The 22,719-nt window shown below is 72.0% G+C and carries 18 protein-coding genes and 1 pseudogene; 9 read left to right on the top strand and 10 right to left on the bottom strand.

Features of this window, described 5'->3' with window-relative positions:
* Nucleotides 1-77: 77 nt before the first annotated feature.
* Nucleotides 78-3,220, top strand: a pseudogene (locus GXP74_RS04815) (BTAD domain-containing putative transcriptional regulator).
* On the opposite strand, the gene GXP74_RS04810 reads toward GXP74_RS04815, so the two are convergent.
* On the bottom strand, nucleotides 3,204-3,926 hold the full coding sequence (locus GXP74_RS04810; protein ID WP_370468531.1) for an ABC transporter permease: 723 nt from the start codon (nucleotides 3,924-3,926) through the stop codon (nucleotides 3,204-3,206). The pseudogene GXP74_RS04815 and the gene GXP74_RS04810 sit on opposite strands and share 17 nt — an antisense overlap.
* Before the next feature lie 35 nt (nucleotides 3,927-3,961).
* Complete coding sequence (locus GXP74_RS04805) at nucleotides 3,962-4,900, bottom strand: ATP-binding cassette domain-containing protein (RefSeq protein ID WP_182450171.1); 939 nt, start codon at nucleotides 4,898-4,900, stop codon at nucleotides 3,962-3,964.
* Between the two features lie 232 nt (nucleotides 4,901-5,132).
* Here GXP74_RS04805 and GXP74_RS04800 point away from each other — a divergent pair, with 232 nt between their 5' ends.
* Entirely contained in the window at nucleotides 5,133-5,606 is a 474-nt protein-coding gene (locus GXP74_RS04800) for a carboxymuconolactone decarboxylase family protein (RefSeq protein WP_182450170.1), read from the top strand.
* A 144-nt stretch (nucleotides 5,607-5,750) separates the two neighbouring features.
* Here the strand turns inward: GXP74_RS04800 and GXP74_RS04795 are convergent, their stop codons facing one another.
* The gene (locus GXP74_RS04795; protein WP_182450169.1) at nucleotides 5,751-9,032 is read right to left on the bottom strand and encodes an AfsR/SARP family transcriptional regulator; all 3,282 of its coding nucleotides are present in this window, start codon (nucleotides 9,030-9,032) and stop codon (nucleotides 5,751-5,753) included.
* 207 nt (nucleotides 9,033-9,239) lie between these two features.
* Between GXP74_RS04795 and GXP74_RS04790 the strand changes: the two genes are divergently transcribed.
* Entirely contained in the window at nucleotides 9,240-10,211 is a 972-nt protein-coding gene (locus GXP74_RS04790) for a DMT family transporter (RefSeq protein WP_182450168.1), read from the top strand.
* A 226-nt stretch (nucleotides 10,212-10,437) separates the two neighbouring features.
* Here GXP74_RS04790 and GXP74_RS04785 read toward each other — a convergent pair whose 3' ends face one another.
* From GXP74_RS04785 to mca, 3 genes are all read right to left on the bottom strand, one after another.
* Entirely contained in the window at nucleotides 10,438-11,541 is a 1,104-nt protein-coding gene (locus GXP74_RS04785; protein WP_182450167.1) for a HoxN/HupN/NixA family nickel/cobalt transporter, read from the bottom strand.
* A 105-nt stretch (nucleotides 11,542-11,646) separates the two neighbouring features.
* Nucleotides 11,647-11,838: a hypothetical protein gene (locus GXP74_RS04780; protein ID WP_182450166.1), complete on the bottom strand. Its 192-nt coding sequence runs from the start codon at nucleotides 11,836-11,838 to the stop codon at nucleotides 11,647-11,649.
* A 183-nt stretch (nucleotides 11,839-12,021) separates the two neighbouring features.
* Nucleotides 12,022-12,906, bottom strand: coding sequence for a mycothiol conjugate amidase Mca (gene mca / locus GXP74_RS04775; RefSeq protein WP_182450165.1), 885 nt, complete (start codon nucleotides 12,904-12,906; stop codon nucleotides 12,022-12,024).
* A gap of 95 nt (nucleotides 12,907-13,001) precedes the next feature.
* Between mca and GXP74_RS04770 the strand changes: the two genes are divergently transcribed.
* On the top strand, nucleotides 13,002-13,412 hold the full coding sequence (locus GXP74_RS04770; protein ID WP_182450164.1) for a DUF4307 domain-containing protein: 411 nt from the start codon (nucleotides 13,002-13,004) through the stop codon (nucleotides 13,410-13,412).
* Nucleotides 13,413-13,592: 180 nt separating this feature from the next.
* Nucleotides 13,593-14,090, top strand: coding sequence for a transcription elongation factor GreA (gene greA, locus GXP74_RS04765; protein WP_182450163.1), 498 nt, complete (start codon nucleotides 13,593-13,595; stop codon nucleotides 14,088-14,090).
* 71 nt (nucleotides 14,091-14,161) lie between these two features.
* On the opposite strand, the gene GXP74_RS04760 is transcribed toward greA, so the two are convergent.
* Nucleotides 14,162-15,133 (bottom strand): hypothetical protein, encoded by a 972-nt coding sequence (locus GXP74_RS04760; RefSeq protein WP_182450162.1) that lies wholly within the window; start codon nucleotides 15,131-15,133, stop codon nucleotides 14,162-14,164.
* 558 nt (nucleotides 15,134-15,691) lie between these two features.
* On the opposite strand from GXP74_RS04760, the gene GXP74_RS04755 reads away from it, so the two are divergent.
* The 3 genes from GXP74_RS04755 to GXP74_RS04745 all read left to right on the top strand — a co-directional run bounded on the left by GXP74_RS04755 (nucleotide 15,692) and on the right by GXP74_RS04745 (nucleotide 18,816).
* Complete coding sequence (locus GXP74_RS04755) at nucleotides 15,692-16,801, top strand: hypothetical protein (RefSeq protein WP_182450161.1); 1,110 nt, start codon at nucleotides 15,692-15,694, stop codon at nucleotides 16,799-16,801.
* Between the two features lie 210 nt (nucleotides 16,802-17,011).
* Nucleotides 17,012-17,650: a DUF5819 family protein gene (locus tag GXP74_RS04750; RefSeq protein ID WP_182450160.1), complete on the top strand. Its 639-nt coding sequence runs from the start codon at nucleotides 17,012-17,014 to the stop codon at nucleotides 17,648-17,650.
* Nucleotides 17,647-18,816: an HTTM domain-containing protein gene (locus GXP74_RS04745; RefSeq protein WP_182450159.1), complete on the top strand. Its 1,170-nt coding sequence runs from the start codon at nucleotides 17,647-17,649 to the stop codon at nucleotides 18,814-18,816. The genes GXP74_RS04750 and GXP74_RS04745 overlap by 4 nt, the downstream gene beginning before the upstream one ends.
* 32 nt (nucleotides 18,817-18,848) lie before the next feature.
* Here GXP74_RS04745 and GXP74_RS04740 read toward each other — a convergent pair whose 3' ends face one another.
* The 3 genes from GXP74_RS04740 to ilvA form a co-directional block, all read right to left on the bottom strand.
* Nucleotides 18,849-19,703 (bottom strand): ABC transporter permease, encoded by an 855-nt coding sequence (locus GXP74_RS04740; RefSeq protein ID WP_182450158.1) that lies wholly within the window; start codon nucleotides 19,701-19,703, stop codon nucleotides 18,849-18,851.
* Nucleotides 19,703-20,752, bottom strand: coding sequence for an ATP-binding cassette domain-containing protein (locus tag GXP74_RS04735; protein WP_225447716.1), 1,050 nt, complete (start codon nucleotides 20,750-20,752; stop codon nucleotides 19,703-19,705). Before GXP74_RS04735 ends, GXP74_RS04740 begins: the two co-directional genes overlap by 1 nt.
* A gap of 131 nt (nucleotides 20,753-20,883) precedes the next feature.
* Nucleotides 20,884-22,101: a threonine ammonia-lyase gene (gene ilvA, locus GXP74_RS04730; protein ID WP_182450157.1), complete on the bottom strand. Its 1,218-nt coding sequence runs from the start codon at nucleotides 22,099-22,101 to the stop codon at nucleotides 20,884-20,886.
* Nucleotides 22,102-22,168: 67 nt separating this feature from the next.
* Here ilvA and GXP74_RS04725 point away from each other — a divergent pair, with 67 nt between their 5' ends.
* Nucleotides 22,169-22,663 carry a MarR family winged helix-turn-helix transcriptional regulator gene (locus tag GXP74_RS04725; RefSeq protein WP_182450156.1) on the top strand — a complete coding sequence of 165 codons (495 nt, stop codon included), beginning with the start codon at nucleotides 22,169-22,171 and terminating at the stop codon, nucleotides 22,661-22,663.
* The last annotated feature ends 56 nt before the right edge of the window (nucleotides 22,664-22,719 follow it).

Here is a 22,719-nt window from a genome sequence, read left to right as displayed (position 1 = left end):
TTACTTGTGCGAATTCGGCATGGCTGCGGCCTCGGTGGGGCCGTGGAGCGTCTGGACGGCCGTGCCAAAATCAGCGGGTGCAGATCGCGATGCTGGGTCCATTCGAGGTTCGTACGGACGGCGGTGGTCTGGCCGACGTGCCGGGCGCGCGGCTGCGCGGGCTGTTGGCCGCGCTGGCGCTGCGGCCGGGGCAGGTGGTCCCGAAGGCCTCGCTGGTCGACTGGATCTGGGGGGAGCACCCGCCCGCCGATGCCACCAACGCCCTGCAACGCCTGGTCTCCCGACTGCGCAAGGCGCTGCCGGACGGGGTGGTCGAGGGCCAGCCGGACGGCTACCGGCTGCGGCTGGAGCCGGACGCGGTCGACGCCGTGCGGTTCGAACGGCTGCTGGCCGCGGGCCGGGCCGGCGCCGAGGACGGCGCGCCGCGGGTACGGCTGCTGCGGGAGGCCCTGGACCTGTGGCGCGGCACGGCCATGCAGGACGTCGGGCTGCCGGACAGCGGCGCGTTCGACGCCGCGGTCGTCCGGCTGGAGGGGCTGCGGCTGACCGCCGTGGAGGAGCGGGTGGACGCCGAGGTCGCCCTCGGCCGCGGTGCGGAGCTGGTCACCGAGCTGACCGACCTGGTGGCCGCGCACCCGGTTCGGGAACGGCTGGTCGCCGCGCTGATGCGCGCGCTGGTCGCGGGCGGCCGCCAGAGCGAGGCACTGCTGGTGTACCAGCGCGCCCGGGAGGCCCTGGCCGACGCGCTCGGCGTGGACCCCTCGGCGGAGCTGGCCGCGCTGCATGTCGCGCTGCTGCGGGGCGAGTTGGGGCAGCCAGAGGTTGGCCGCCGGACCAACCTGCGGGCCGAGCTGACCAGCTTCGTCGGCCGGGGCGCCGACGTCGCCGCGGTCCGCGAGCTCAGCACCGCGCACCGGCTCACCACCGTGATCGGGCCGGGCGGCGCCGGGAAGACCAGGCTGGCCACCGAGACCGCGCGCACCCTCCTCGGCGACCTCCCGGACGGGGCCTGGCTGGTGGAACTCGCCGCCATCGGCACGGACGGTGATGTGGCGCAGGCGGCGCTCGCCGGTCTCGGCCTGCGCGACGCGCTGCTCGGCGGGGCGCCCCACGCGTCGCTGACGGACCGGCTCATCTCCGCGGTCCGGGAGCGGGAGGCGCTGCTGATCCTGGACAACTGCGAGCACGTGATCGAGGCGGCGGCGGCCTTCGCGCACCGGGTGCTGGGCGAGTGCCGACGGCTGCGGATCCTGGCGACCAGCCGGGAGCCGCTCGGCATCACCGGCGAGGCGCTGTGGCTGGTCGAGCCGCTGGCGCTGCCGGACGCGTACCCGACCCGCGCCGAGATGGAGTCCTCCCCCGCCGTCCAGCTGCTGCGGGACCGGGCGGGCGCGGTACGCCGGGACCTCGCGGCCGATCCCGGCACGCTGGCGACGATGGTCCGGGTCTGCCGGGTGCTGGACGGGATGCCGCTGGCGATCGAACTGGCCGCGGCCAGCCTGCGCACCATGTCCGTCGACCGGTTGGCCCACCGGCTCGACGACCGGTTCCGGCTGCTGACCAGCGGCAGCCGTACCGCGTTGCCGCGGCACCGGACGCTGCGGGCGATGGTCGACTGGAGCTGGGAACTGCTCACCGGAGCCGAACGGATGGTGCTGCGCAGGCTCTCGGTGTTCTCCGGCGGGGCGAGCCTGGAGGCGGCCGAGCGGGTCTGCGTCGGCGACGGGGTCGACCAGCGGCAGGTGCTCGACCTGCTCACCTCGCTGGTCGAGAAGTCGCTGCTGGTCACGGCGGGCGACACGGCGCCGCGCTACCGGATGCTCGGCACGATCCAGGAGTACGCCGGACAGCGGCTCGCCGAGGCGGAGGAGTCGGACCTGGCCCGCCGCGCGCATCTGGCGTACGTCACCGAACTCGCCGAGGCCGCGGAGCCGCAGCTGCGCCGCGCCGACCAGCTGCACTGGCTCGCCGTGCTGGAGGCCGAGCACGACAACATCGGCGCCGCGTCGCGCGGCGCGCTCGCGGCCGGTGAGGCGCAGGCGGCGATGCGGCTGGCGGCCGCCGCCGGCTGGTACTGGTGGCTCAGCGGGCACAAGGCCGAGGGCCTGGAGCTGATCACCGCGGCCATCGAGGTCCCCGGCGAGGTCACCGACGAGGTCAGGGCCACGGTGTACGCCCTGGTGGTGATGTTCGTGACCTCCGGGCGCGGCGACGAGCACCAGGCGGCGCGGTGGATCCACCAGGCGTACCGGTACAGCCAGGGCAGTCAGTGCCGCCACCCGCTGATGGGGTTCATCGCCCCGCTGGAGGAGATGCTGCGGGCGCCGGACGCGTTCCTGCCCGCGTTCGAGCCGATGCTGGCCGCCGAGGACCCCTGGGCCCGGGCGCTGGCCCGACTGCACCTCGGCAAGATGCGGATCATGCGCGGCCAGGGCGGCACGGACGCGGAGGCGCACCTGGAGACGGCACTGGCCGAGTTCCGGGCGATCGGCGAACGGTTCGGGATCTCGTTCGCCCTGTCCGAACTGGCGGACCGGATCGCGGTGCGCGGCGAGTTCGCGGACGCCTGCGAGCTCTACCAGCAGGCGATCGCGGTGGTCACCGAGGTCGGCGCCAGCGAGGACGTCATCCGGATGCGGTCGCGGCAGGCGCAGCTGTACTGGCTGCTGGGCGACCGGGCGGCCGGCGCGGCGGCGCTCGCCGAGGCGCAGCGGTGCGCGGAGCGGGTGGCCTGGCCGGACGCGCTGGCCGAGTTGGCCCTCACCAAGGCGGAACTCGCCCGCTGGAGCGGTGACTTCGGGCAGGCGCGCCAGCAACTGGAGCTCGCCAAGTCCTTGTTGGGTGCCGAAGCGGAGCAGGCGAGCCTGCGCGCGGTGACCCACGACCTGCTCGGCTATCTCGCCGAGGACCTGGGCGACGCCCGGCGGCACCGGGCGGCGGCCTGCCAGGCGGCGGCCGAGGCGGGGCACGCGCCGCTGATCGCACAGATCCTGGTCGGGTCGCGGACCTGGCGCTGCGCCGCGCGGAGCACGCGCAGGCGGCGCGGCTGCTCGCGGCCAGTGTCGGGGTGCGCGGGCTGCCGGACCGCTCGCACCCGGACGTGGACCGGATCGAGCGGGCGGCGCGGGACCGCCTCGGCGACGCGGGGTTCGCCGAGGCGGTCGGGGAGGGGACGCGCGCGGACTGGTCCGAGTTGGCGGCGGTCACGCTCGCTTCCTGAAGGAGGCGACCGCCCACAGGTAGCCGACCAGTCCGAACCCGACGCACCAGGCCACGGCGGCAGCGGCGTTGCCCGCCGACGGCGTGCCGGCCAGCAGTCCCCGCAGCGTCTCGATGATCGGTGTGAAGGGCTGGTACTCCACGAACTGGCGGATCCCGGTCCTCATGGTGTCGGCGGGAACGAACGCGCTGCTCAGGAACGGCAGCATGATCATCGGGACGGTGGCCATGCCCGCCGACTCCGCGCTCTTGGCGGCCAGCCCCATGGCGACCGTGAGCCAGCTGGTGGCGAAGGCGAGCAGCAGCAGCACGCCGATCGCGCCGAGCCAGTCGAGCAGGCTCGCCTGGGACCGGAATCCCATCGCGAGGCCGACGCCGATGATGGCCGCGACGGCGATCAGGCTGCGTGCCGAGGTGGAGACGACGTGACCGGTCATCACCGCGCCACGGGAGACGTCCATGGTCCGGAACCGGTTGATGATGCCCTTGGTCATGTCGTCGTTCACGGCGGTCGCGGTGGGCCCCAGGCCGTAGGTGATGGCCATCACGGTCAGGCCCGGCACCGCGTAGTCGACGTAGCTGCCGTGGACCCTGAAGTCGCCGCCGAACACGCCGACGAAGATGAACATCATCACGATCGGGAACAGCACCCCCTGGAACACCGCCACCGGGTTCCGGACCGTGTGCTTGACGTTGCGGCGCAGCATGATCGCCGAGTCGCCGAGGGATGTCGAGAGGGTACTCATGAGGTGACCGCCGCTTCGCTGGGGTGGCCGGTCAGGGCCAGGAAGACGTCGTCGAGGTCCGGCGTGTGCACGGAGAACTCCTCGGCGCTGAGGTTGTGCTGGTCGAGCTGGTCGAGCACGGCCCGGACCGCCCTCGACCCGCCGTCGGTGGGGGCCCGCAGGGTCAGCTCGGCGTCGTCCCGGGTCGCGCCGGGCAGGATCCGCGCGGCCGCGTTGAGTTCGTGGACGGCGGTGAACCGGAGCCGGACGTGGGTGCCGGGGATCTGCCGCTTGAGCTCCTCGGGGGTGCCCTGGGCGACGATGCGGCCCTGGTCGAGCACCACGACCCGGTCGGCGAGCTGGTCGGCCTCCTCCAGGTACTGGGTGGTGAGGAAGACGGTGGTGCCCTCGGCCACCAGCTCGCGGACGATCTCCCACATGGTGCGCCGACTGCGCGGGTCGAGCCCGGTCGTCGGCTCGTCCAGGAAGATGATCCGCGGGCTGCCGACCAGCGTCATCGCCAGGTCCAGCTTCCGGCGCATCCCGCCGGAGTAGGTCGACACCAGCTTCGCCGCCGACTCCGCCAGGTCGAACCGCTCCAGCAGCCGGTTGACCAGCTGGTCCGCGGAGCGCACCCGCTTCAGGTCCGCCATCAGCCGCAGGTTCTCCCGGCCGGACAGCAGTTCGTCCACCGCGGCGAACTGGCCGGTGACCCCGATGGCGGCGCGCACCCGCCGGGTCTCGGTCGCCACGTCGTACCCGGCGACGCGCACCGTGCCCGCGTCGGCCCTCAGCAACGTCGTCAGGATGTTCACCGTCGTGGTCTTGCCCGCCCCGTTGGGGCCGAGCATCGAGAAGACCGATCCCGCCGCGACCTCGAAGTCGATGCCGTCGAGGACGGCTTTTTCCCCGTACGCCTTGCGCAGTCCGGAGACCGCGATCTGTGAACTACTCATGCCCCGACCTTCCCGGCCGGTCCTGACACGGGTCTGTCACGGCTCTGACACGGCCGCTGACAGCCCTCGGAGGCCGCCATCCGGGGTCGGGTGGGTGAGACGCAGGTCACCCTCGGCGGGGCGGTCCGGCTGTCACATTCCGGCGGCCGGTTCGGTCATATGTGTAGCCGTCGATCCAGCACGCCGCTCCAGCACGCCGCTCCAGCGAGTCGACACCAGTAGGGAGAGCACCATGGAACCCCGTCTCAACCCCTTCGGCAGCCCGACCGTGACCACGTTCCTGAAGTACATCAACTCCGCGGGCAAGTCCATCGCCGGGTCGACGCTGCCGGCCGCGACGCAGGAGCTGGTGAAGATCCGCGCCAGCCAGATCAACGGCTGCGGCTTCTGCCTGGACATGCACACCAAGGACGCCGCCCGGGCCGGGGAGACCGCGCTCCGGCTCAACCTGGTCGCGGCCTGGCGGGAGGCCAGGGTCTTCACCGAGGCCGAGCGGGCCGCGCTGGAGCTGGCCGAGCAGGGCACCCGCCTCGCCGACGCCGGTGGCGGGGTCAGTGACGAGGTGTGGGCCGCCGCCGCCAAGCACTACGACGAGGAGCAGCTGGCCGCCCTGGTCGGGCTCATCGCCCTGATCAACAGCTACAACCGGATGAACGTCATCCTGCAGGTGCCCGCCGGTGACTACCAGCCGGGCCAGTTCGGCTGAGCCCGGGGCCGGCCCCGGGGGCCGTGACCGGGACTCACCGCCCTGCGACTCGCCCTGCCACTCCTGGTCCCGCGGATCAGGGCGCGGGCCGGGCGGCCGGCCCCGGTGTCGGGAGTGACCAGCGACCGCTCCCGCCACACAGGCCTAACTGGGGCCGGACAGCAGGGTGTTGAGGCAGGCCGTGGCCGAGGCCGCCTCCGGGACGCCGAGCCCCTGGTAGAGCTCGACCGCCTGCCGGAGGTCGGCCAGGGCGGCGGCGCGGTCCCCGGTGCGCGCGGCGCAGCGGGCGGCGCCGCGCAGCGCCCGGGCCTCGTCCAGCGGGCTGCGCACCTCGCGGGCGAGGTCCCGGGCCGCCCGGTAGCGGACCAGCGCCTCGGCCGGGCCGACCGTGTCGGCGACCAGGGCGGCGGTGCTGAGCAGTGTCTCGGCCTGGCCCTGGCGGTCGCCGAGCTCCTGGAAGACCGCCAGGGCCCGCTCCAGCAGTCCGGCCGCCCGCGCCCGCTCACCGGTCGCGTGCCGGATCCGGCCCAGTTGTTGCAGCGCGATCGCCTCGCCCTGCCGGTTGCCGACCGCCTGGAAGCTCGCCAGGGCCCGTTCTTGCAGGTCGGCGGCGTCCTGGTAGGCGCCGTCGGCGCACCGCAGCCGCCCCAGTTCGGAGAGGGAGTGGGCCTCGCTGGCGCGGAAGCCGAGGTCCTGGAAGATCGCCAGGGACTGCTCCAGCAGCGCCGCCGCGGCCGGGTGGTCGCCCCTCGTCCGCTGGACCCGGCCCAGGTCGTGCAGGCTGTTGGCCTCGCCGATGCGGCTGCCGAGGTCCCGGAAGATCGCCAGGGCCCGGTGCAGCAGCGCGGTCGCGGTCGGGTAGTCGCCGGTCAGCGTTCGGACCCGGCCCAGGCTCCACAGGGTGTTGGCCTCGCCGGAGCCGTGGTCGAGGCTCCGGAAGACGGCGAGCGCCCGCTCCAGCACGGCCGCCGCCGAGGCCTCGCCGGTCATCAGTCTGGTCCGGCCCAGGTCGTGCAGGGCGTTGGCCTCCCCGAGCCGGTCGTCCAGGCCCTGGTAGAGCTCCAGCGCCCGCTCCTGGTACTCCACGGCGGCCGGGAAGTCGCCGCGCATGTGCCGGACCCGGCCCAGCACGTGCAGGGTGTTGGCCTCCCCCAGCCCGTCGCCCTGGCTCCGGTAGAGCTCCAGCGCCCGGCCGAGCGCCTCCGCCGCGAGCGGGTAGCCGCCGAGCAGGATGTGGGCGCGGCCCAGGTCGTGGTACGCGTTGGCTTCGAGGGTCGGGTCGCCGTGGGCCAGGGCGATGTCGGCGGCGGTCCGGTGCAGGGCGATGGCCAGCGGCCAGGGGCCCTGCTGTTGCAGGAAGGAGTCCAGGGCCGCGATGAGCGCCATCGCGCGCGGCGGATCGGTCTCGGTCATGACCTGCGCGGCGGCGAGCAGGTTGTGGCGCTCGGCGCGCATCCAGGCCAGGGCGGCGGCCCGGTTGTCCAGCCGGGGCGCGGCCGGGGACACGGCCGCGGCCGGGGTCCGGCCGGGGCGGGTGAACCGGAGCAGGTGCCGGTCACCGGCCTGGGCGGTGTGCAGGTAGTAGTCGAGCAGGCGGTCGCGGGCGGTGTCGCGTTCGGCGGCGGGTTCGACGTCGCTCAGGGTCCTGGCGTAGAGCCGGACCAGGTCGTGGAAGCGGTAGCGGCCGGGGGTGTGCTGGGCGAGCAGGTTGTGGTCCAGCAGGGATTCGAGCAGCCGCTCGACGGTCCGCCGGTCGGTGCCGGTGAGACCGGCGGCGGCGCCCGTGTCCACGTCCGGGCCGGGGACCAGGGCCAGCCGGCCGAACAGCCGCTGCTCGGCGGGCGGCAGCGCGGCGTAGGAGGAGTCGAAGACCGCGGTGAGGTCGCGGTCCTCGTCCTGGAGGTAGTCCAACCGGCCGCGCTCGTACCGCAGTTGCTCGACGATGTGCTCCAGCCGCAGCGCCGGGTGGTGGCGCAGCCGGGCGCCGGTGACCCGCAGCGCCAGCGGTATGTGGCCGCACAGGGCGATCAGCTCGGCGGTCGCGGGGTCGTCGCCGGGCAGCCGGTCCGGTCCGGCGACGCTGCGCAGCAGGGCGACCGCCTCGGCGTGGCTCAGCAGGTCCAGCGCCAGCGCGTGCGCGTCGTCCAGGCCGGTGAGCCGCCTGCGGCTGGTGACCAGGACCATGCAGCCCGGGGTGGCCGGGAGCAGCGGGCGGACCTGGGCGACCCCGGCGGCGTTGTCCAGCACGATCAGGGTGCGGGTGTCGGCCAGCCGGTCGCGGTAGCACGCCGCCTTCTCGTGCAGGCTCTGCGGGATGAGCTGCGGCGGCACGCCGAGGGAGCGCAGGAACCAGTCCAGCGCGTCCTCGGGGGCGAGCGGGGCGATGCCCGGGGTGTGCCCGTGCAGGTCGATGAAGAGCTGCCCGTCGGGGAAGCGGGCGCGCAGCCGGTGCGCGGCGTGGATCGCCAGCGCGGACTTGCCGATGCCCGCCATCCCGTCGACGGCGGCGATCACCACCGTGCCCGGCCCGCCGCCGCGCGGCGCCTTCGGGGCCAGCGCCACCAGCGCCTCGACCTCCCGCCCGCGTCCGGTGAACGCCCTGGTGTCGGCCGGGAGTTGGGCGGGCCTGCCGGAGTGTCCCGGGCCGCTCCCGGTGACGGCGGCGACCCGGTCAGAGCCGGGCAGGGTGGGGTCGGCGCCGAGGATCCGGCGGTGCAGTTCCCGGACCGGGGCGGAGGGCTCGACCCCGACCTCCCTGATCAGGGTCCGCCGCAGCTCCCGGTAGACGTCCAGCGCCTCGGCCTGGCGTCCGGCCTGGTACAGGGCGAGCATCAGCTGTCCGTGCAGCGACTCCCGCAGCGGCTGCGCCTCGACCAGCGCCCGTAGTTCGGGGACCAGTTCACGGTGGCCGCCCAGGCGCAGCTCCGCCTCGACGCGGCCCTCCAGCGCCAGCAGCCTGGTCTCGCCGAGCTGTTGGAGCTGGGCCTGGACGTCCGCGCCGGGCGGCAGGTCGGCACCCGGCTCGCCGCGCCACAGCAGCAGCGCGTCGGACAGCGTCTCGGTGGCGTCGGCGAGGTCGCCGCGCTGGAGCAGTCGGCGGCCCCGGCGGCAGGCGTCGGTGAAGACCCGCGCGTCGAGTTCGCCCTCGTCCACCTCGACCAGGTAGCCCGGGGCGACCGTGCGGATCCGCGCTCCGGCCTCCGGGCCGAGTTGGCGGCGCAGCCGCGAGACGTGGTTGCGCAGCCCCGCCGCCGCGACCGTCGGCTGCTCGTTCCCCCACAGCAGTTCGGCCAGCCGTCCGCCGGACACGACCGTGTTCGCGTGCAGCAGCAGGAGCAGCAGCAGGCTGCGCGGGATGCCCGCCCGCAGCACGATCCGCTCCGCCGGGGTGTCCACGGTCAGCGGGCCCAGCAGGTTGAACCGCACGACGTCCTCCCCCTTCGACCGGCCGGCCGCCGACCAGCCGAGCAGGACGATCCTATGCACGGCCGGTGCGACGCCCACGGGCTGCCTGGCGGACGGTCCGGGGTGGACCGGACCACCGTCGTTCGTGCACTCTGAATCGACTGCCATGAGCACGACCACGGGCAAGCCACGATGAGGCCGCGAGTCGGCCACGAAGAGGGGACGGTCATGAGCGGGACGCTGAACCAGGGCGGTGACTCCCCCGGCACCGCCGCCGACGCCCCGGCGCGTCCGGCGGCCGTAACGGCGGCGCCGCCCGCCCGGCTGTCCGACCGGATCCCGGCGCCGCTGCTCACCATCTGCGCCATGTTCACGGTGCAGCTCGGGGTGGCCTACTCCACCTCGCTGTTCGGACCGCTCGGCGTGTCCGGAGCCACCTCACTGCGACTGGTGATCGCGGCGGTGCTGCTGCTGGCGCTGGCGCGGCCGAGCCTGGCCGGGAAGACCCCCCGGCAGCTGCTCACGGTGGCGCTGCTGGGCATCGCCTCCGGCGGCATGACGCTGCTGTTCGCGGCGTCGATCCAGCGGATCCCGATGGGCGTCACCTCGACCATCGAGTTCCTGGGACCGCTCGGGGTGGCCCTGGCCTCCTCCCGCCGACTGGCGCACGCGGGCTGGGCGGCGCTGGCCGGACTGGGCGTGGTGCTGCTCTGCCTGGCGGGCGGCGGACTGCACGGCAGCAGCCACCTCAACCGGCTGGGGCTGCTGTTCGCGGCGGCGGCGGCGCTGTGCTGGGCGGTGTACATCATCTTCACCAAGGCGGTCGGGCAGGCCTTCGAGGGCTTCCAGGGACTGGCGGTGTCGATCAGTGTGGCGGCCCTGGCGGTGCTGCCGGTGGGCGGCCCGAGCGCCTGGCACGGCCTCCAGCACTCGGACCGGCCCTGGCAGCTGCTGGCCCAGGGGCTGGGCGTGGCCCTGCTGTTCCCGGTCGCCACCTACATGCTGGAGATGACCGCGCTGCGGCGGCTGTCAGGGCGGGTCTACGGCGTGCTCACCAGCCTGGAGCCGGGGGTGGCGGTGCTGATCGGCTTCCTGGTGCTGGGGCAGAAGCTGGTGCCGGTGCAGCTGATCGGCCTCGCCTGCGTGGTGGCGGCCAGCCTCGCCGCGACCGTCACCGAACGGCCCGCGCCGACGGACTGAGCCGGGGGCGGGCCCCTGTTGCGGCGATCTTATGCGTGTGAGACGCGGGTCCGTGAGGATGGGCCAGGTCCGGCCCACTGGTGCCCGGGACGGTGCGCTTCAGGGGGGCGCACCGCTCCGGGGACCGGTGGACCGGAGGCAACCAGGACGGTCGTGGACCCGCCCACGGCGGTCGGCGGGACCACGATCGCGCCTGGTTCTCCCCTGCCCCCAGGGGGTTCAGCGCTCAGGAGGAGGCCTCGGCCTCGCGCAGCCCCTGGGACCACTTCTCCTCGACGTTGCCGAAGCGCCAGAACAGCAGCGCCCCGACCCAGGTCACCACGAACAGCCCGACGATCACGAAGCCGACGTTGTTGAGGTCGATCCCGGCGACCCAGCCGAGCACGCCGGTGGTGATGTTCAGCTGCTGGGCGAGCAGCCCGAGCAGCTCCACCCCGCCGATCAGCACCGCGACCGCGACGCTGAGCGCGGTGATGGTGATGTTGTAGTAGACCTTGCGGACCGGCTTGGAGAAGGCCCAGTCGTAGGCGAAGTTCATGAACGAGCCGTCGATGGTGTCCAGCAGCGACATCCCGGCCGCGAACAGCACCGGCAGGCACAGGATGGCGTACCAGGGCAGCGCGAACGCGGACGCGCCGCCCGCGAGGACCAGCAGCGAGACCTCGGTCGCGGTGTCGAAGCCCAGCCCGAACAGCAGGCCCACCAGGTACATCTGCCAGGGCTTGGTGATGGTCTTCATGATCGGCCGGAGGATGCGGTTGACCAGGCCCCGGTTGTCGAGGTGCGCTTCCAGCTCGGCCTCGTCGAAGTCACCGGTGCGCATCTTGCGGAACACCCGGACCACGCCCAGCAGGACGACGGTGTTCAGTACCGCGATGATCATCAGGAAGGCGCCGGAGACGCTGGTGCCGATGATCCCGGTGTAGTGCTGGAGCGTCGAGGACCCGTTCTCCACCTGCCCGGCGAGGGCGCGGACGCCGAGGGACAGCAGCACGCACAGCCCGAAGACCACCGAGGAGTGACCGAGGGAGAACCAGAACCCGACCGACAGCGGGCGCTGCTTGTCGGCCATCAGCTTGCGGGTGGTGTTGTCGATGGCCGCGATGTGGTCGGCGTCGAAGGCGTGGCGCATGCCGAGGGTGTACGCGGTGACGCCCATGCCGACACCGAAGACCTGGCCGCCCACGTGGTAGTGGGCGGGGCTGACGATGGCGAGCAGCGTGTAGAAGCCCGCGACGTGGAGCGCGACGATGAAGGCGGCCATGCCGCCCATCCGGGCCCACTCGCGCCGACTCAGCGCGCCGCGTATTCGTGCGACTCTGCCCGCCATGGCATACCCCTCCTGCTGTCCCGTCCCGTCGCGGCAACGTTAGAGGGTGGGGATATGCAGTTGCAACTGATGTGCAATAGCGTGAGGGGCGCAGAGGAGCGCAAACTACTTCTCGGTGGGCTCCTCCGGCTCCTCCACGAAGTTCACGCGCCCCAGGGAGCGGTTCATCGCCTTGAGGATCCACCAGGTGCCGACGCCGAGCACGGCGAAGACGATGAAGCCCAGGACGCCCGGGGTGACCTTGTTGTCATCCAGGGCGAGCGTGGTGAGGGCAGGGTGGTACAGGGTCTCGGTCATGCCCCTATCGTCCCCCTACCGCCCGCAGGCTCCGGTACCGGGGTGGGTGTGTCCGGCAAACCCCCAGCCAACCTCCAGCCGACCGCCAGCCGACCGGCCGCCGACCCCCAGCCGACCGGCCGCTGTTCCCCGCCCGCCCCGACCCGGGGTCGGCGCGGGCGGGAACAGTGCCCCCGGCCGGGCTCAGGCCGGGACGATGTCGGCTGTCACGCCCGCGAACAGGTCGTCCTCGGGCAGGGTGGTGTCCACCAGGGAGCGGGCCAGTTCGTAGTCCTCGGTCGGCCAGACCTCCCGCTGGATCTCCAGCGGGATCCGGAACCACGGCCCGTCCGGGTCGATCTGCGTGGCGTGTGCCAGCAGCGCCCGGTCACGGACCTCGAAGAAGTCGCCGCAGGGCACCTTGGTGGTGATCTCCCGCGGCTTGCGGTCGCCCCGCTCCCAGCGGGCGATCCACTCCTTGTACGGCGACTCCAGGCCCCGGGCCTCCATGGCCACGTCAAGGGCCCTGATCCGGTCCAGCGAGAAGCCGTGGTTGTAGTACAGCTTCAGCGGCTGCCACGGCTCGCCCGCCTCCGGGAAGGCGTCCGGGTCGCCGGCGGCGTCGAAGGCCGCCATCGAGATGGTGTGGGTCATGATGTGGTCCGGGTGCGGATAGCCCCCGTTCTCGTCGTAGGTGGTGATCACATGCGGCCGGAACTCGCGGATCAGCCGCACCAGGGCCCCGGTCGCCACCTCCACCGGCTGGAGGGCGAAGCAGCCCTCCGGCAGCGGCGGCAGCGGGTCCCCCTCGGGCAACCCGGAGTCGACGAAGCCCAGCCATGCCTGCCGTACGCCCAGGATCTCGCGGGCCGCCTCCATCTCCTTGGCCCGCACCTCGTGGATGTTCGCCTCGATCCACGGGTCGCCCTGGAGCTTCGGGTTGAGGATCGAGCCGCGCTCTCCCCCCGTGCACGTCGCCACCATGACATCGACGCCACGCGCCGCGTACGAGGCCATGGTCGCCGCGCCCTTGCTGGACTCGTCGTCCGGGTGCGCGTGTACCGCCATCAGTCGCAACTGCTCAGTCAACGCCCCAAAGCCCTTCGTCGGTATTGCCTCCTTCTATAGTGACGGACGGAGCCCCGCGGATATTTCGCGGTCCCCGCGAAGGAGGCTTAAGTCCTATGAGCACTACGACCCCGGGCGCAGTTCCACTGACGCCCCCCACCGGGCGCTACGGCGCCGACCCGGCGGCGGCCGACCGGCGGATGAAGCGCTGGTACCAGGTGGTCTCCGCGCTGGCCGTGCTGCTGGTCGCCGGTCTCTCGACGGCCTACGTCCTGCAGTCCTCGGTCAACGGCGAGGTGGAGGCGTTCCAGGTGGTCTCCTCCTCGAAGGTGCTGATACACCTCCAGGTGACCAAGTCGGCGGGCAGCGCCGGCAACTGCACGGTGCGCTCGCGGGACGCCAACGGCAACGAGGTGGGCCGGGTCACCGTGGCCATCCCCAAGGCCGACAGCACCTACGACACCATCGTCGACCTGAAGACCAGCGGCCTGGGCACCACCGGCGAACTGGTCAGCTGCTCCTCCTGACCACCCGCGCCACAGTCATCCCAGTGATTCCCACCTGGCTCCTCCTCGTGCGTGGGCACTCCCATCGGACGGCCGGACATTGTTAGACTCGTGGTTTCGCCCCTTCCGGGGAACAGATCACCCCGGATGCGGGCGTTGATTTGTAACCACCCTCTTTCCATGTACCTACGAGGAGCACCTGTGACCCAGACCAGCGAAAACGTCACCTGGCTCACCCAGGAGGCGTACGACCAGCTCCGGGCCGAGCTGGAGCACCTGTCGGGTCCTGCACGCGCCGAGATCACCCAGAAGATCGAGGCGGCCCGCGAGGAAGGCGATCTCAAGGAGAACGCCGGGTACCACGCGGCCCGTGAGGAGCAGGGCAAGATGGAGCTGCGCATCCGCCAGCTGAACCAGCTCCTGGAGCGCGCCCAGGTGGGCGCCGCCCCCGCCGACAACGGCGTGGTGGGTCCCGGCATGGTGGTCACCATCGCCTGGGACGGCGACGAGGACGACACCACCACCTTCCTGCTGGGCTCCCGGGAGGCGACCTCCGACGACCTGGAGACCTACTCCCCGCAGTCCCCGCTGGGCCGGGCGATCGACTCGCACAAGGTCGGCGAGACCGCCAGCTACGAACTGCCGAACGGCCGCAAGGCCTCGGTGAAGATCATCTCCGCGAAGCCGCACCAGGGCTGACGCGCCCCGCCCGGCGGACGAAACGGCCGGGCCTCAAGGAGGCCCGGCCGTTTCGGGGTTGCCGAGGACGATCAGCTCTTCGCGAGGGTGAGGGCCTCGCTGCCGCGGGCGACGGCGCCGCGGCCCGGGGTCCAGGCGATGTCGCCGATGGTGAACTCGGTGGTCCCGCCCTTGATGCTGGTCTCGTAGCCGATCAGGCGCACCCGCAGCTGGTACGTCTCCGAGGCTCCGTTGGCCAGGCCCGTCAGCTTCGGGAGGACGAGGTCCTTGCCGAGGGTGACCCAGTGGCCGTTCTCCAGCAGCTGGAACTCGGCGGTCTTGGCCGCGGGCTTGACGACGTTCTTGGCCTCGGTGAAGGCGGTGAAGTTGAGCGAGTTGGTGACCGGCAGGTTGAGCCGCGCCCCGCTGTGGTTGGTGAGGGTGATGTCGACGTTCTCGAACCTGTCCAGGACCAGCTTGTGGCCGCTGTACGCGAGGTTCACCGGGCCGCCGGTGTTCGCGCCGCCGACCTTGAAGGTGCGCAGGGCGTTGATCGCCGAGTCCGGGTTGCTGTTGTCCATCAGCGAGAACGCGATGTCGCTGTCGTTGGCCTGCCAGGTGCGACCGGCCGCGATCGAGAACTTCCAGGTGTAGGTGGCGTGGGCCGGGATCGTGAACTCGGAGCGGTACAGCGTGCCGCCCTTGGGCGAGAGGCCGCCGAACAGCGACTCGTGCTGGACGCCGTAGCTGACCGTGCTGGCCGGGGCGTGCAGCGGGACCGCGCTGAGCTCGACGTCGGAGCGGAGCAGACCGACCGGGCCCTGCCCGAAGGCAGCGAACGTGGGCTCGAACCCCTGCGCCTTGCCGGTGGTGTTGGTCGCGGTGAGGACGAAGGTCTCCGCCTTGCCGCCGGGGGTCAGCGGGGCGTTCGAGCTGGGGGCACCGAGGCTGTACGTGACCGCGGGCCGGGTCGCCGGGGTGGCGGCGAAGGCGGCGACCGGGGCCATCGCGGTGAGGGTGGCGGCGACGGCGACGGCGGCGGCGATGCGGGCGCGGATGGACATGATCAGGCCTCAGGATTCTTGGGTTCCGTGGTGTGCACGTGGGATGTGTCGATCACCCCGGGACTCGTACTCGGTTCTCGTGGCGACATGAGAAGCATTACGTAGGATCGTCGTCAACTGATCTTGGCCATGTCACCGTTTCGCAACCGAGGTCCCTCAACTCCCTTCGCCCACAGGGGAGGTAGCGGCCCACTTGGCGGCCGGGCGGTCCGACCGGCCACCCACGATTGCGCCAACTCCCTTGCAATTGGCGGGATTTGGCGACCCGGTGGCAGCGGTGCCCCCTTGCGTCGGCTGTACGTGTACTGCCAAAGTCATACCAGCCGTAGGGCGAGGCCGGTTGCCCGCCAACGCGTGTGGAGTCCAGGACCGTCTCTCCCTGCGATCACCGGGGAGTCGGCGGGGGGTCGGGTGGGGATCGGTCCGCGCTAGCCGAGGCTGAGCTCTGCCACGACGTCATCCGGGGCCACCGTGCTGGAGCGCAAGCACGCCCGTCTCTTCCCTCTGCTGCTCTATTTTCCCTGCTCCTAGCTTCCGCAGTAAGCCTGAAGGAGAGACATGGAACAGCACTCCGACGAGCCGGGCTACGTCCCGGCTTCGTTATCCGGTCCCAAGGCCGGTGCCAAGGCCGGTGCCAAGGCCGGTGCCAAGGCAAGGGCCACCACCTGGTCCCGCGTCTGGCGCTGGCCGGCCGGGGCCACCGCCGCGGCGGTACTCACCGCCGTGTGCCTGCACGGCGGGGTCCCCAGCGCGTCCGCCCACACCCGGCCGGTGGCCCAGGTCGTCCCCGTGGCGCAGAACCACCTGGTCGCCCTCGGGGCGGTACAGCCGGCGGGAACCACCACGAGCGGTGGCTCCGGGGGCTCCGCCCCGGCGGTCGGGATCCGCGGCGGCTTCAGCTTCTACGACGGTCCCGGGGGCGGCATCGAGTTCTGGTTCAACCCCAGCACCGGCCAGTTGACCGTCGCGATCGGCGTCGGCGTGGGCGTCGGCGGTGAGGGCGTCGTGGGCGCGTACTCCGGCACCACCCCTGAGCCGGGCCTCTACGACTACGTCAACGCGAGCCTCAGCGCGGGCTCGGTGGTCACCGTGAACGCGGGAGGAGACTACTCCTGGAACAACGGCACGTTCAGCGGAACGATCGGGGCCACCGTCGAGGGCCGCACGCTGACCATCAGTTCGGACGGGTCATCGGCCTTCTCCGTCAGCACCATCGCCGATGAGGGGGCCGTGGGCTTCACCGGAAACGTCGGCGTCAAGGGCGTCTTCAGCTTCAACATCACCGACGTGATCGATGACATCTGGGACTACATCCTCGACGAACTGGGGGACATCTTCGAACTCCTCGACTACGTCGACGGGGGTGACGACGGCGGCACCACCGTCGTCGACGATGACGACGACAGCGACGACAGCACGACCGCGACCGCCGACGACAGCAGCGACGACGACGGCTCCGCCGACGCCGGGGACTCGGGCGACGGGGGCGACTCGGGCGGTGGCGGGGGTTGCGACGCCGTCATCGCGGCGCACGGCGCCGCCGCACAGTACAACAGCCTGGCGTCGAGCTCGTCCCATGTCCTGGTCCAGGCCATCGCCCCGGCGAACAGGCCCCCCGTGTGCAGCGACGACGACAGCAGCGGCGACGACGAGGACGACGGCGAGTGAACCGCGTCGGCACCGGTCGGTGAGGTGTGAGCGGACCCAGCCGGAATCCGCCGCGGTCTGATCCGAAGGTCTGAAGATCCGAAGGCGGGGGCCGGGAAGTCCCGGTTGACCGGGGCGTGCCCCGGCCCCCGCCGCTCGACCCGAGCCGGGTCGGCCACCGCGGCGGTTGCCACCGCGGGGCCAGTCGGCCAGTCACCGAGGGGATTCGCGATGTCGTACGGCGAGGCGGAGCAGCCTGACCCGACGGAACCTGACCGGCCGGAGCCGGTCCGGCTCTCCCGCTGGTCCAAGGCGGTACTCGCGGTGGTCGCGCTGCTGGTCTCGGCCGTCACCGCCGTCCATCTGACCGCGATCTTCTTCGACGCGGCGCCACCCAACACCGTCTCGCAGCGCTACGCGACCGAGCTGAGATGGTGGACCCAGCCCTGGCTGGCACAGAACTGGAAGCTCTTCGCTCCCGATCCGCAGTCCACGAACACCGACATCTCCGCGCGGGTCCGCTCCGCCGACGGCGCCGTCAGCCCCTGGGTCGACCTCACCGCCATCGACTACGCGGCGGTGCGGCACGACCCGATGCCCAGCCACGCCAACGAGAACGAGCTGCGCATGGCCTGGAACTCCTACACCGGCAGCCAGCCGGGTAGTTCGCTGCAACTGATGCTCCAGCAGTACCTGGTGAACATCGTGCTCCAGCGCGTCCCGGGCACGGGGCCCGGACCGTTCTCCGGCGTCCAGCTCCGGGTGACGAACACACCGCTGGAGCCACCGGGCCACGCGGCCCCCGTCGCGGACGCCCCCCAGACCCTGCCCTGGTGGACGCTGCGCAGTCAGGAGGGCAGCGCGAAATGATCTCCACCATCACCGCCCGGGTGGCCGGGAGGTACGAGTCGCTGACCACCCGTCCGATCGCGCTGTACGGGAGCGCGGTCCTGCGGATCGGCTACGCGCTCACCTATCTGGCCTTCCTGCTGCGGGAGTTCCCCAACCGTGAGCAGCTGTGGGGGCCCGACGCGGCGTGGACCCCGGCACTGGCACGGCAGTACGCCCACGCGGCCGACTGGTACGGCTGGGTCAGGTCCTGGAACCTGCTGCTGGCGACCGGCAACGACACCCGGTTCGAACTCAGCTACGCGCTGGCCCTGGCGATCTGCGCGGCCATGGCCGCCGGCCTGTGGACCCGTTTCACCTCGGTCGGGTTCATGCTGGTGGTCACCTCGTTCACCGCCCGGGACGTGTTCCTGGGCGACGGCGGCGACAGCGTCCTCCAACTGATGTCCATCTACCTGGTCTTCACCGCCTGCGGGCAGCGCCTCTCGCTGGACCGCCGACGCCGCGCCCGGCGCGGCACCCCGCGCCGCCCGCCGACCGGGACGGTGCGGGCCGAACTGGCCGAACTGCGCCGGCGGGCGGTCACCCTGGTGCACAACGCGGCCGTGCTGGTCGTCGGCTGCCAGATGTGCGTGATCTACGGGGCCGCCGCGCTCTGGAAGGTGCAGGGCGGCACCTGGCAGAACGGCACCGCGCTCTACTACACGATGCACGTGGACTGGTTCCGGGTCTGGCCGGGCCTGTCCGACCTGGCCACCGGCAACTCGGTCGAGATCTGCCTGATCGCGTACCTCACCGTCTTCGTCCAGCTCGGCTTTCCGTTCGCCGTCTTCAGCAAGCGCCTGAAGTACGTGCTGCTGGTCCTGCTGCTGGCGATGCACCTGGGCATCGCGCTGCTGATGGGCCTGCCGGTGTTCTCCGCCGCGATGATCATCGGGGACTCGGTGTTCCTGCCGGACCCGTTCTGGCTGGCGGTCGGCCGCCTGCTCACCGGCTTCCGCGACCGGTTCCGCGACCGGTTCCGCGACCGGTTCCGCGACCGGTTCCGCGACCGGTTCCGCGACCGCGCGCGCCCGGCAGCCGGTGCCGCGCCCACCGGCCCGGAGGCCGAGCAGGCGCAGGCGGGCCTCCCGGCGTCCGACCCCGCCGGGGCGGCGGACCCCGCGCTGGTCCGCGAGGGCGGTTGACCCCGCGGGGGCGGCCGCGCGCCGCGGCGCGGTCAGCCAGCCGCGGACCGGTACTTGCGCACCGACAGCCACGAGAACAGCAGCGTGATCAGCACCGACCAGCCGATCGACACCCCGATCGCGTGCTGCATCGGCCACTGGGTCGGGCCGGGGCCCGGCGGCAGGTTGCCGAACAGGTCACGCACCGCCTGCACGGTCGCGCTGAACGGGTTCCAGTAGGCGACCGCCTGCAGCCACCCGGGCATGGTGCTGACCGGGACGAACGCGTTGGAGATGAAGGTCAGCGGGAACAGCCAGACCAGTCCGGCCGAGGTGGCGGCCTCCGGGCTGCGCACCGACAGGCCGATCAGCGCGCCGATCCAGGAGAAGGCGTAGCCGAGCAGGAGCAGCAGCAGGAACCCGCAGAACGCCTCCAGCACGCTCTTGTGGATCCGCCAGCCGATGGCGAAGGCCACCAGGCCCAGCACCACCAGCGTCAGCGCGGTCTGCACCAGGTCGGCCATCGTCCGGCCGACCAGGACCGCCGAGCGGGCCATCGGCAGCGAGCGGAAGCGGTCGACCAGGCCCTTGGTCATGTCCTCGGCGATACCGGCCGAGGCTCCGGCGACGGCGAAGGTCACCGTCTGCGCGAAGATGCCCGCCATCAGGTACTGCTTGTAGGCGTTCGGGTCGTTGCTCCCGGGGACCTTGATCGCGCCGCCCATGACGTACGTGAACAGCAGGACGAACATCACCGGCTGCATCATCCCGAACACCACGATCTCGGGAATCCGGGTCATTCGGCGCAAGTTGCGCTTGGCAACCACCCGGGAGTCCCGCAGGATCTGCAACACGCCGCCGCGCTGGGTGGGGACGGCGCCGCCGATCGCACCGGTGGTCACTGCCATCAGGACTCCCCTCTGGTCTCGGCGGCACCGGAGGCCGCGCTGTCGCTGTCGTCCGGGCTTTGCTGCGGGGCTTCCCCGTCGGTGCCGTCCGGTTCGCCGTCGTCGGCCTCGGTCGCGTGCCCGGTGAGGGCGAGGAACACGTCGTCGAGGGTGGGGCGGCGCAACCCGATGTCGTGGATCACGATGCTGCGCGAGTCCAGCTCGCGGATGACGTCCGCGAGCACCCGCGCGCCGCCGCTGACCGGGACGGTGATCCGGCGGGTGTGCTGCTCGACGGTCGGATCCCCCTTGGCGTAGGGGGTGAGCGCGGCCACGGCCTCGCTCAGGTCGAGTGCGCTCTGCACCACGACCTCCACCCGCTCGCCACCGATCTGGGCCTTGAGCTGGTCGGCGGTGCCCCGGGCGATCACCTTGCCGTGGTCGACCACCGCGATGTCGTGGGCGAGGCGGTCGGCCTCCTCCAGGTACTGGGTGGTCAGCAGGAGCGTGGTGCCCTGCTCGACCAGGGTCTCGATGACCTCCCACAGCGCCATCCGGTTGCGCGGGTCGAGCCCGGTGGTGGGTTCGTCCAGGAACATCACCGGCGGCCTGACCACCAGCGCGGCGGCGAGGTCGAGCCGACGGCGCATGCCGCCGGAGTAGGTCTTCGCGGTGCGGTTGGCGGCCTCGGAGAGGTTGAACCACTCCAGCAGCTCCAGCGCCCGCGCCTTCGCGGCGCGCGCGCTCATCTGGTAGAGCTCGCCGACCATCTGCAGGTTCTCGCGGCCGGTGAGGTACTCGTCCACGGCGGCGTACTGGCCGGAGAGCCCGATCAGGCTCCGGACCTGGTTCGGATTCTTCAGGACGTCCACACCGGCCACCACGGCTCGCCCCGAGTCGGGGCGGAGCAGGGTGGTGAGGACGCGCACGGTGGTGGTCTTGCCTGCGCCGTTGGGCCCGAGCAGGCCGAGGACAGTGCCCTCGGGTACTTCGAGGTCGACGCCGTCGAGGGCACGTACGTCGCCGAAGGTCTTCACCAGACCCTCAGCGGTTATGGCAGCCTCTGCCATCTGCGGCTCTCCCTGGATCGTTGCTGATACCTGGATCGTTGCTGCGGGTGCTCCAGCCTGCTGGTACTCCAGCCTGGTCGTGACCCGGCGGGAACGCGAGCCGACAGGCCGAGCACGCCCGAATCGACTCGTCAGCCCTGGTTCAGGATCGTGTAGCCGGACTCGCGCAGCTCGGACAATACGGCGGCGCAGTGCTCGGGACCCTTGGTTTCCAGATGAAGGTCCACCTCGGCTTCTCCCAGGTCGAGCTTGGGATCAGTGCGCACGTGGGCAATATCCACAACATTGGTATCGGCTCGGGTGAGCACGTTCAGCAGATTCGCCAGAGCACCCGGGCGGTCGGTGATCCGCAGCCGCAGCGAGAAGTACCGCCCGGCCGCGACCATCCCGTGCCGCAGCACCCGCTGCATCAGCAGCGGGTCGATGTTCCCGCCGGACAGCACCGCCACCAGCGGGCCCTCCAGCTCCGCGCCGTGCTCCAGCAGCGCCGCGACGGTGCTCGCGCCCGCCGGTTCGACCACGAGCTTGCAGCGTTCCAGGCAGATCAGCAGCGCCCGGGCGAGCGAGGTCTCACTGACGGTCAGCACGCCGTCCGCGAGCCGGTTGATGATCTCGAACGGGATATCACCCGGACGGCCCACCTGGATGCCGTCCGCCATGGTGGAGAAGCCGTCCAGGGTGACCGGGCGCCCGGCGCGCAGCGACGGCGGGTACGCGGCGGCGCCCGCCGCCTGCACGCCGATCACCTTCACGTCCGGGCGCAGCTGCTTGACCGCGCTGGCGATCCCGGCGAGCAGCCCGCCACCGCCGACGCCGACCAGGATCGTCCGCACCTCGGGGCACTGCTCCAGGATCTCCAGGCCCACCGTGCCCTGCCCGGCGACGACGTCCTCGTGGTCGAACGGGTGGATCACCACCGCGCCGGTGGCGTCCGCGTAGTCGAGCGCGGCCTCCAGCGTCGCGTCGAAGTTCTCCCCGTGCAGCCGGACCTCCGCGCCGTAGTCCCGGGTCGCGGCGACCTTGGGCAGCGGCGCGGCGATCGGCATGAAGACGGTGGAGCGCACTCCGAGGGTGGTCGCCGCCAGCGCGACGCCCTGCGCGTGGTTCCCGGCGCTCGCGGCGACCACCCCGGCCGCGCGCTCGACCGGGCTCAGCCCGGCGATCCGCACGTACGCGCCGCGCAGCTTGAACGAGCCGGTCCGCTGGAGGTTCTCGCACTTGAGGTGGACCGGCGCGCCGATCAGCGAGGACAGGTACCGGCTGCCCTCCATCGGAGTGACCCGGGCTACGCCGGAGAGCATCTTGTGGGCACCGCGTACGTCGTCCAGGGTGATCGGCCAGGAGCTCATGGGGTTCAGCCTAGGGCTTTCCGTGGATACTCTCGGAACAGCTCACGGGAGAAAGATCGCGACAGCCATGACCACTGATGACAGCGGCGAACAGACCGAGCAGGCCGAACAGGTCTATGAACAGCTTCAGTACCAGACCGCCCTCTTCGCCCGGCGGGCGGAGCGGGTCCGCATGGGCGGTGTCGCCGATCAGCAGCAGTCGATCGACCGTGCCGCCTACCTGCTGCTGAACCGGCTGGAGCGGGAGGGCCCGGTGGGGGTCAAGGCACTCGCGCTGGCGATGGGGATCGACTCGTCCACGGTCACCCGGCAGGTCGCGCCACTGGTGGAGAGCGGCCTGGTGGACCGGGTGCCCAACCCCAACGACGGCCGGGCGGTGCTGCTCGCGCTGTCCGAGGTCGGCCTGCGGCGGCTGCACCAGGTGCGGGCCGGCCGCCAGGCGCTGATGCGGGAACTGCTCGCCGACTGGAGCCCGGAGGACCGGGAGCGGTTCGCCACCCTGCTGACCAGGTTCAACCAGTCGATGCGGGCGTTCAACCCCGGCATCGGACTTGAGGGCTGACTCAGCGTCAACCCGTGACTGACCAGCCGTCAGCTGTTCACTGACGGCCAGTCAGC

The sequence above is a fragment of the Streptacidiphilus sp. P02-A3a genome (genome assembly GCF_014084105.1).
GTDB lineage: Bacteria > Actinomycetota > Actinomycetes > Streptomycetales > Streptomycetaceae > Streptacidiphilus.
The sequence above is the reverse complement of the archived record's forward strand: the minus strand, read 5'-3'. Positions and strand labels throughout refer to the sequence as shown.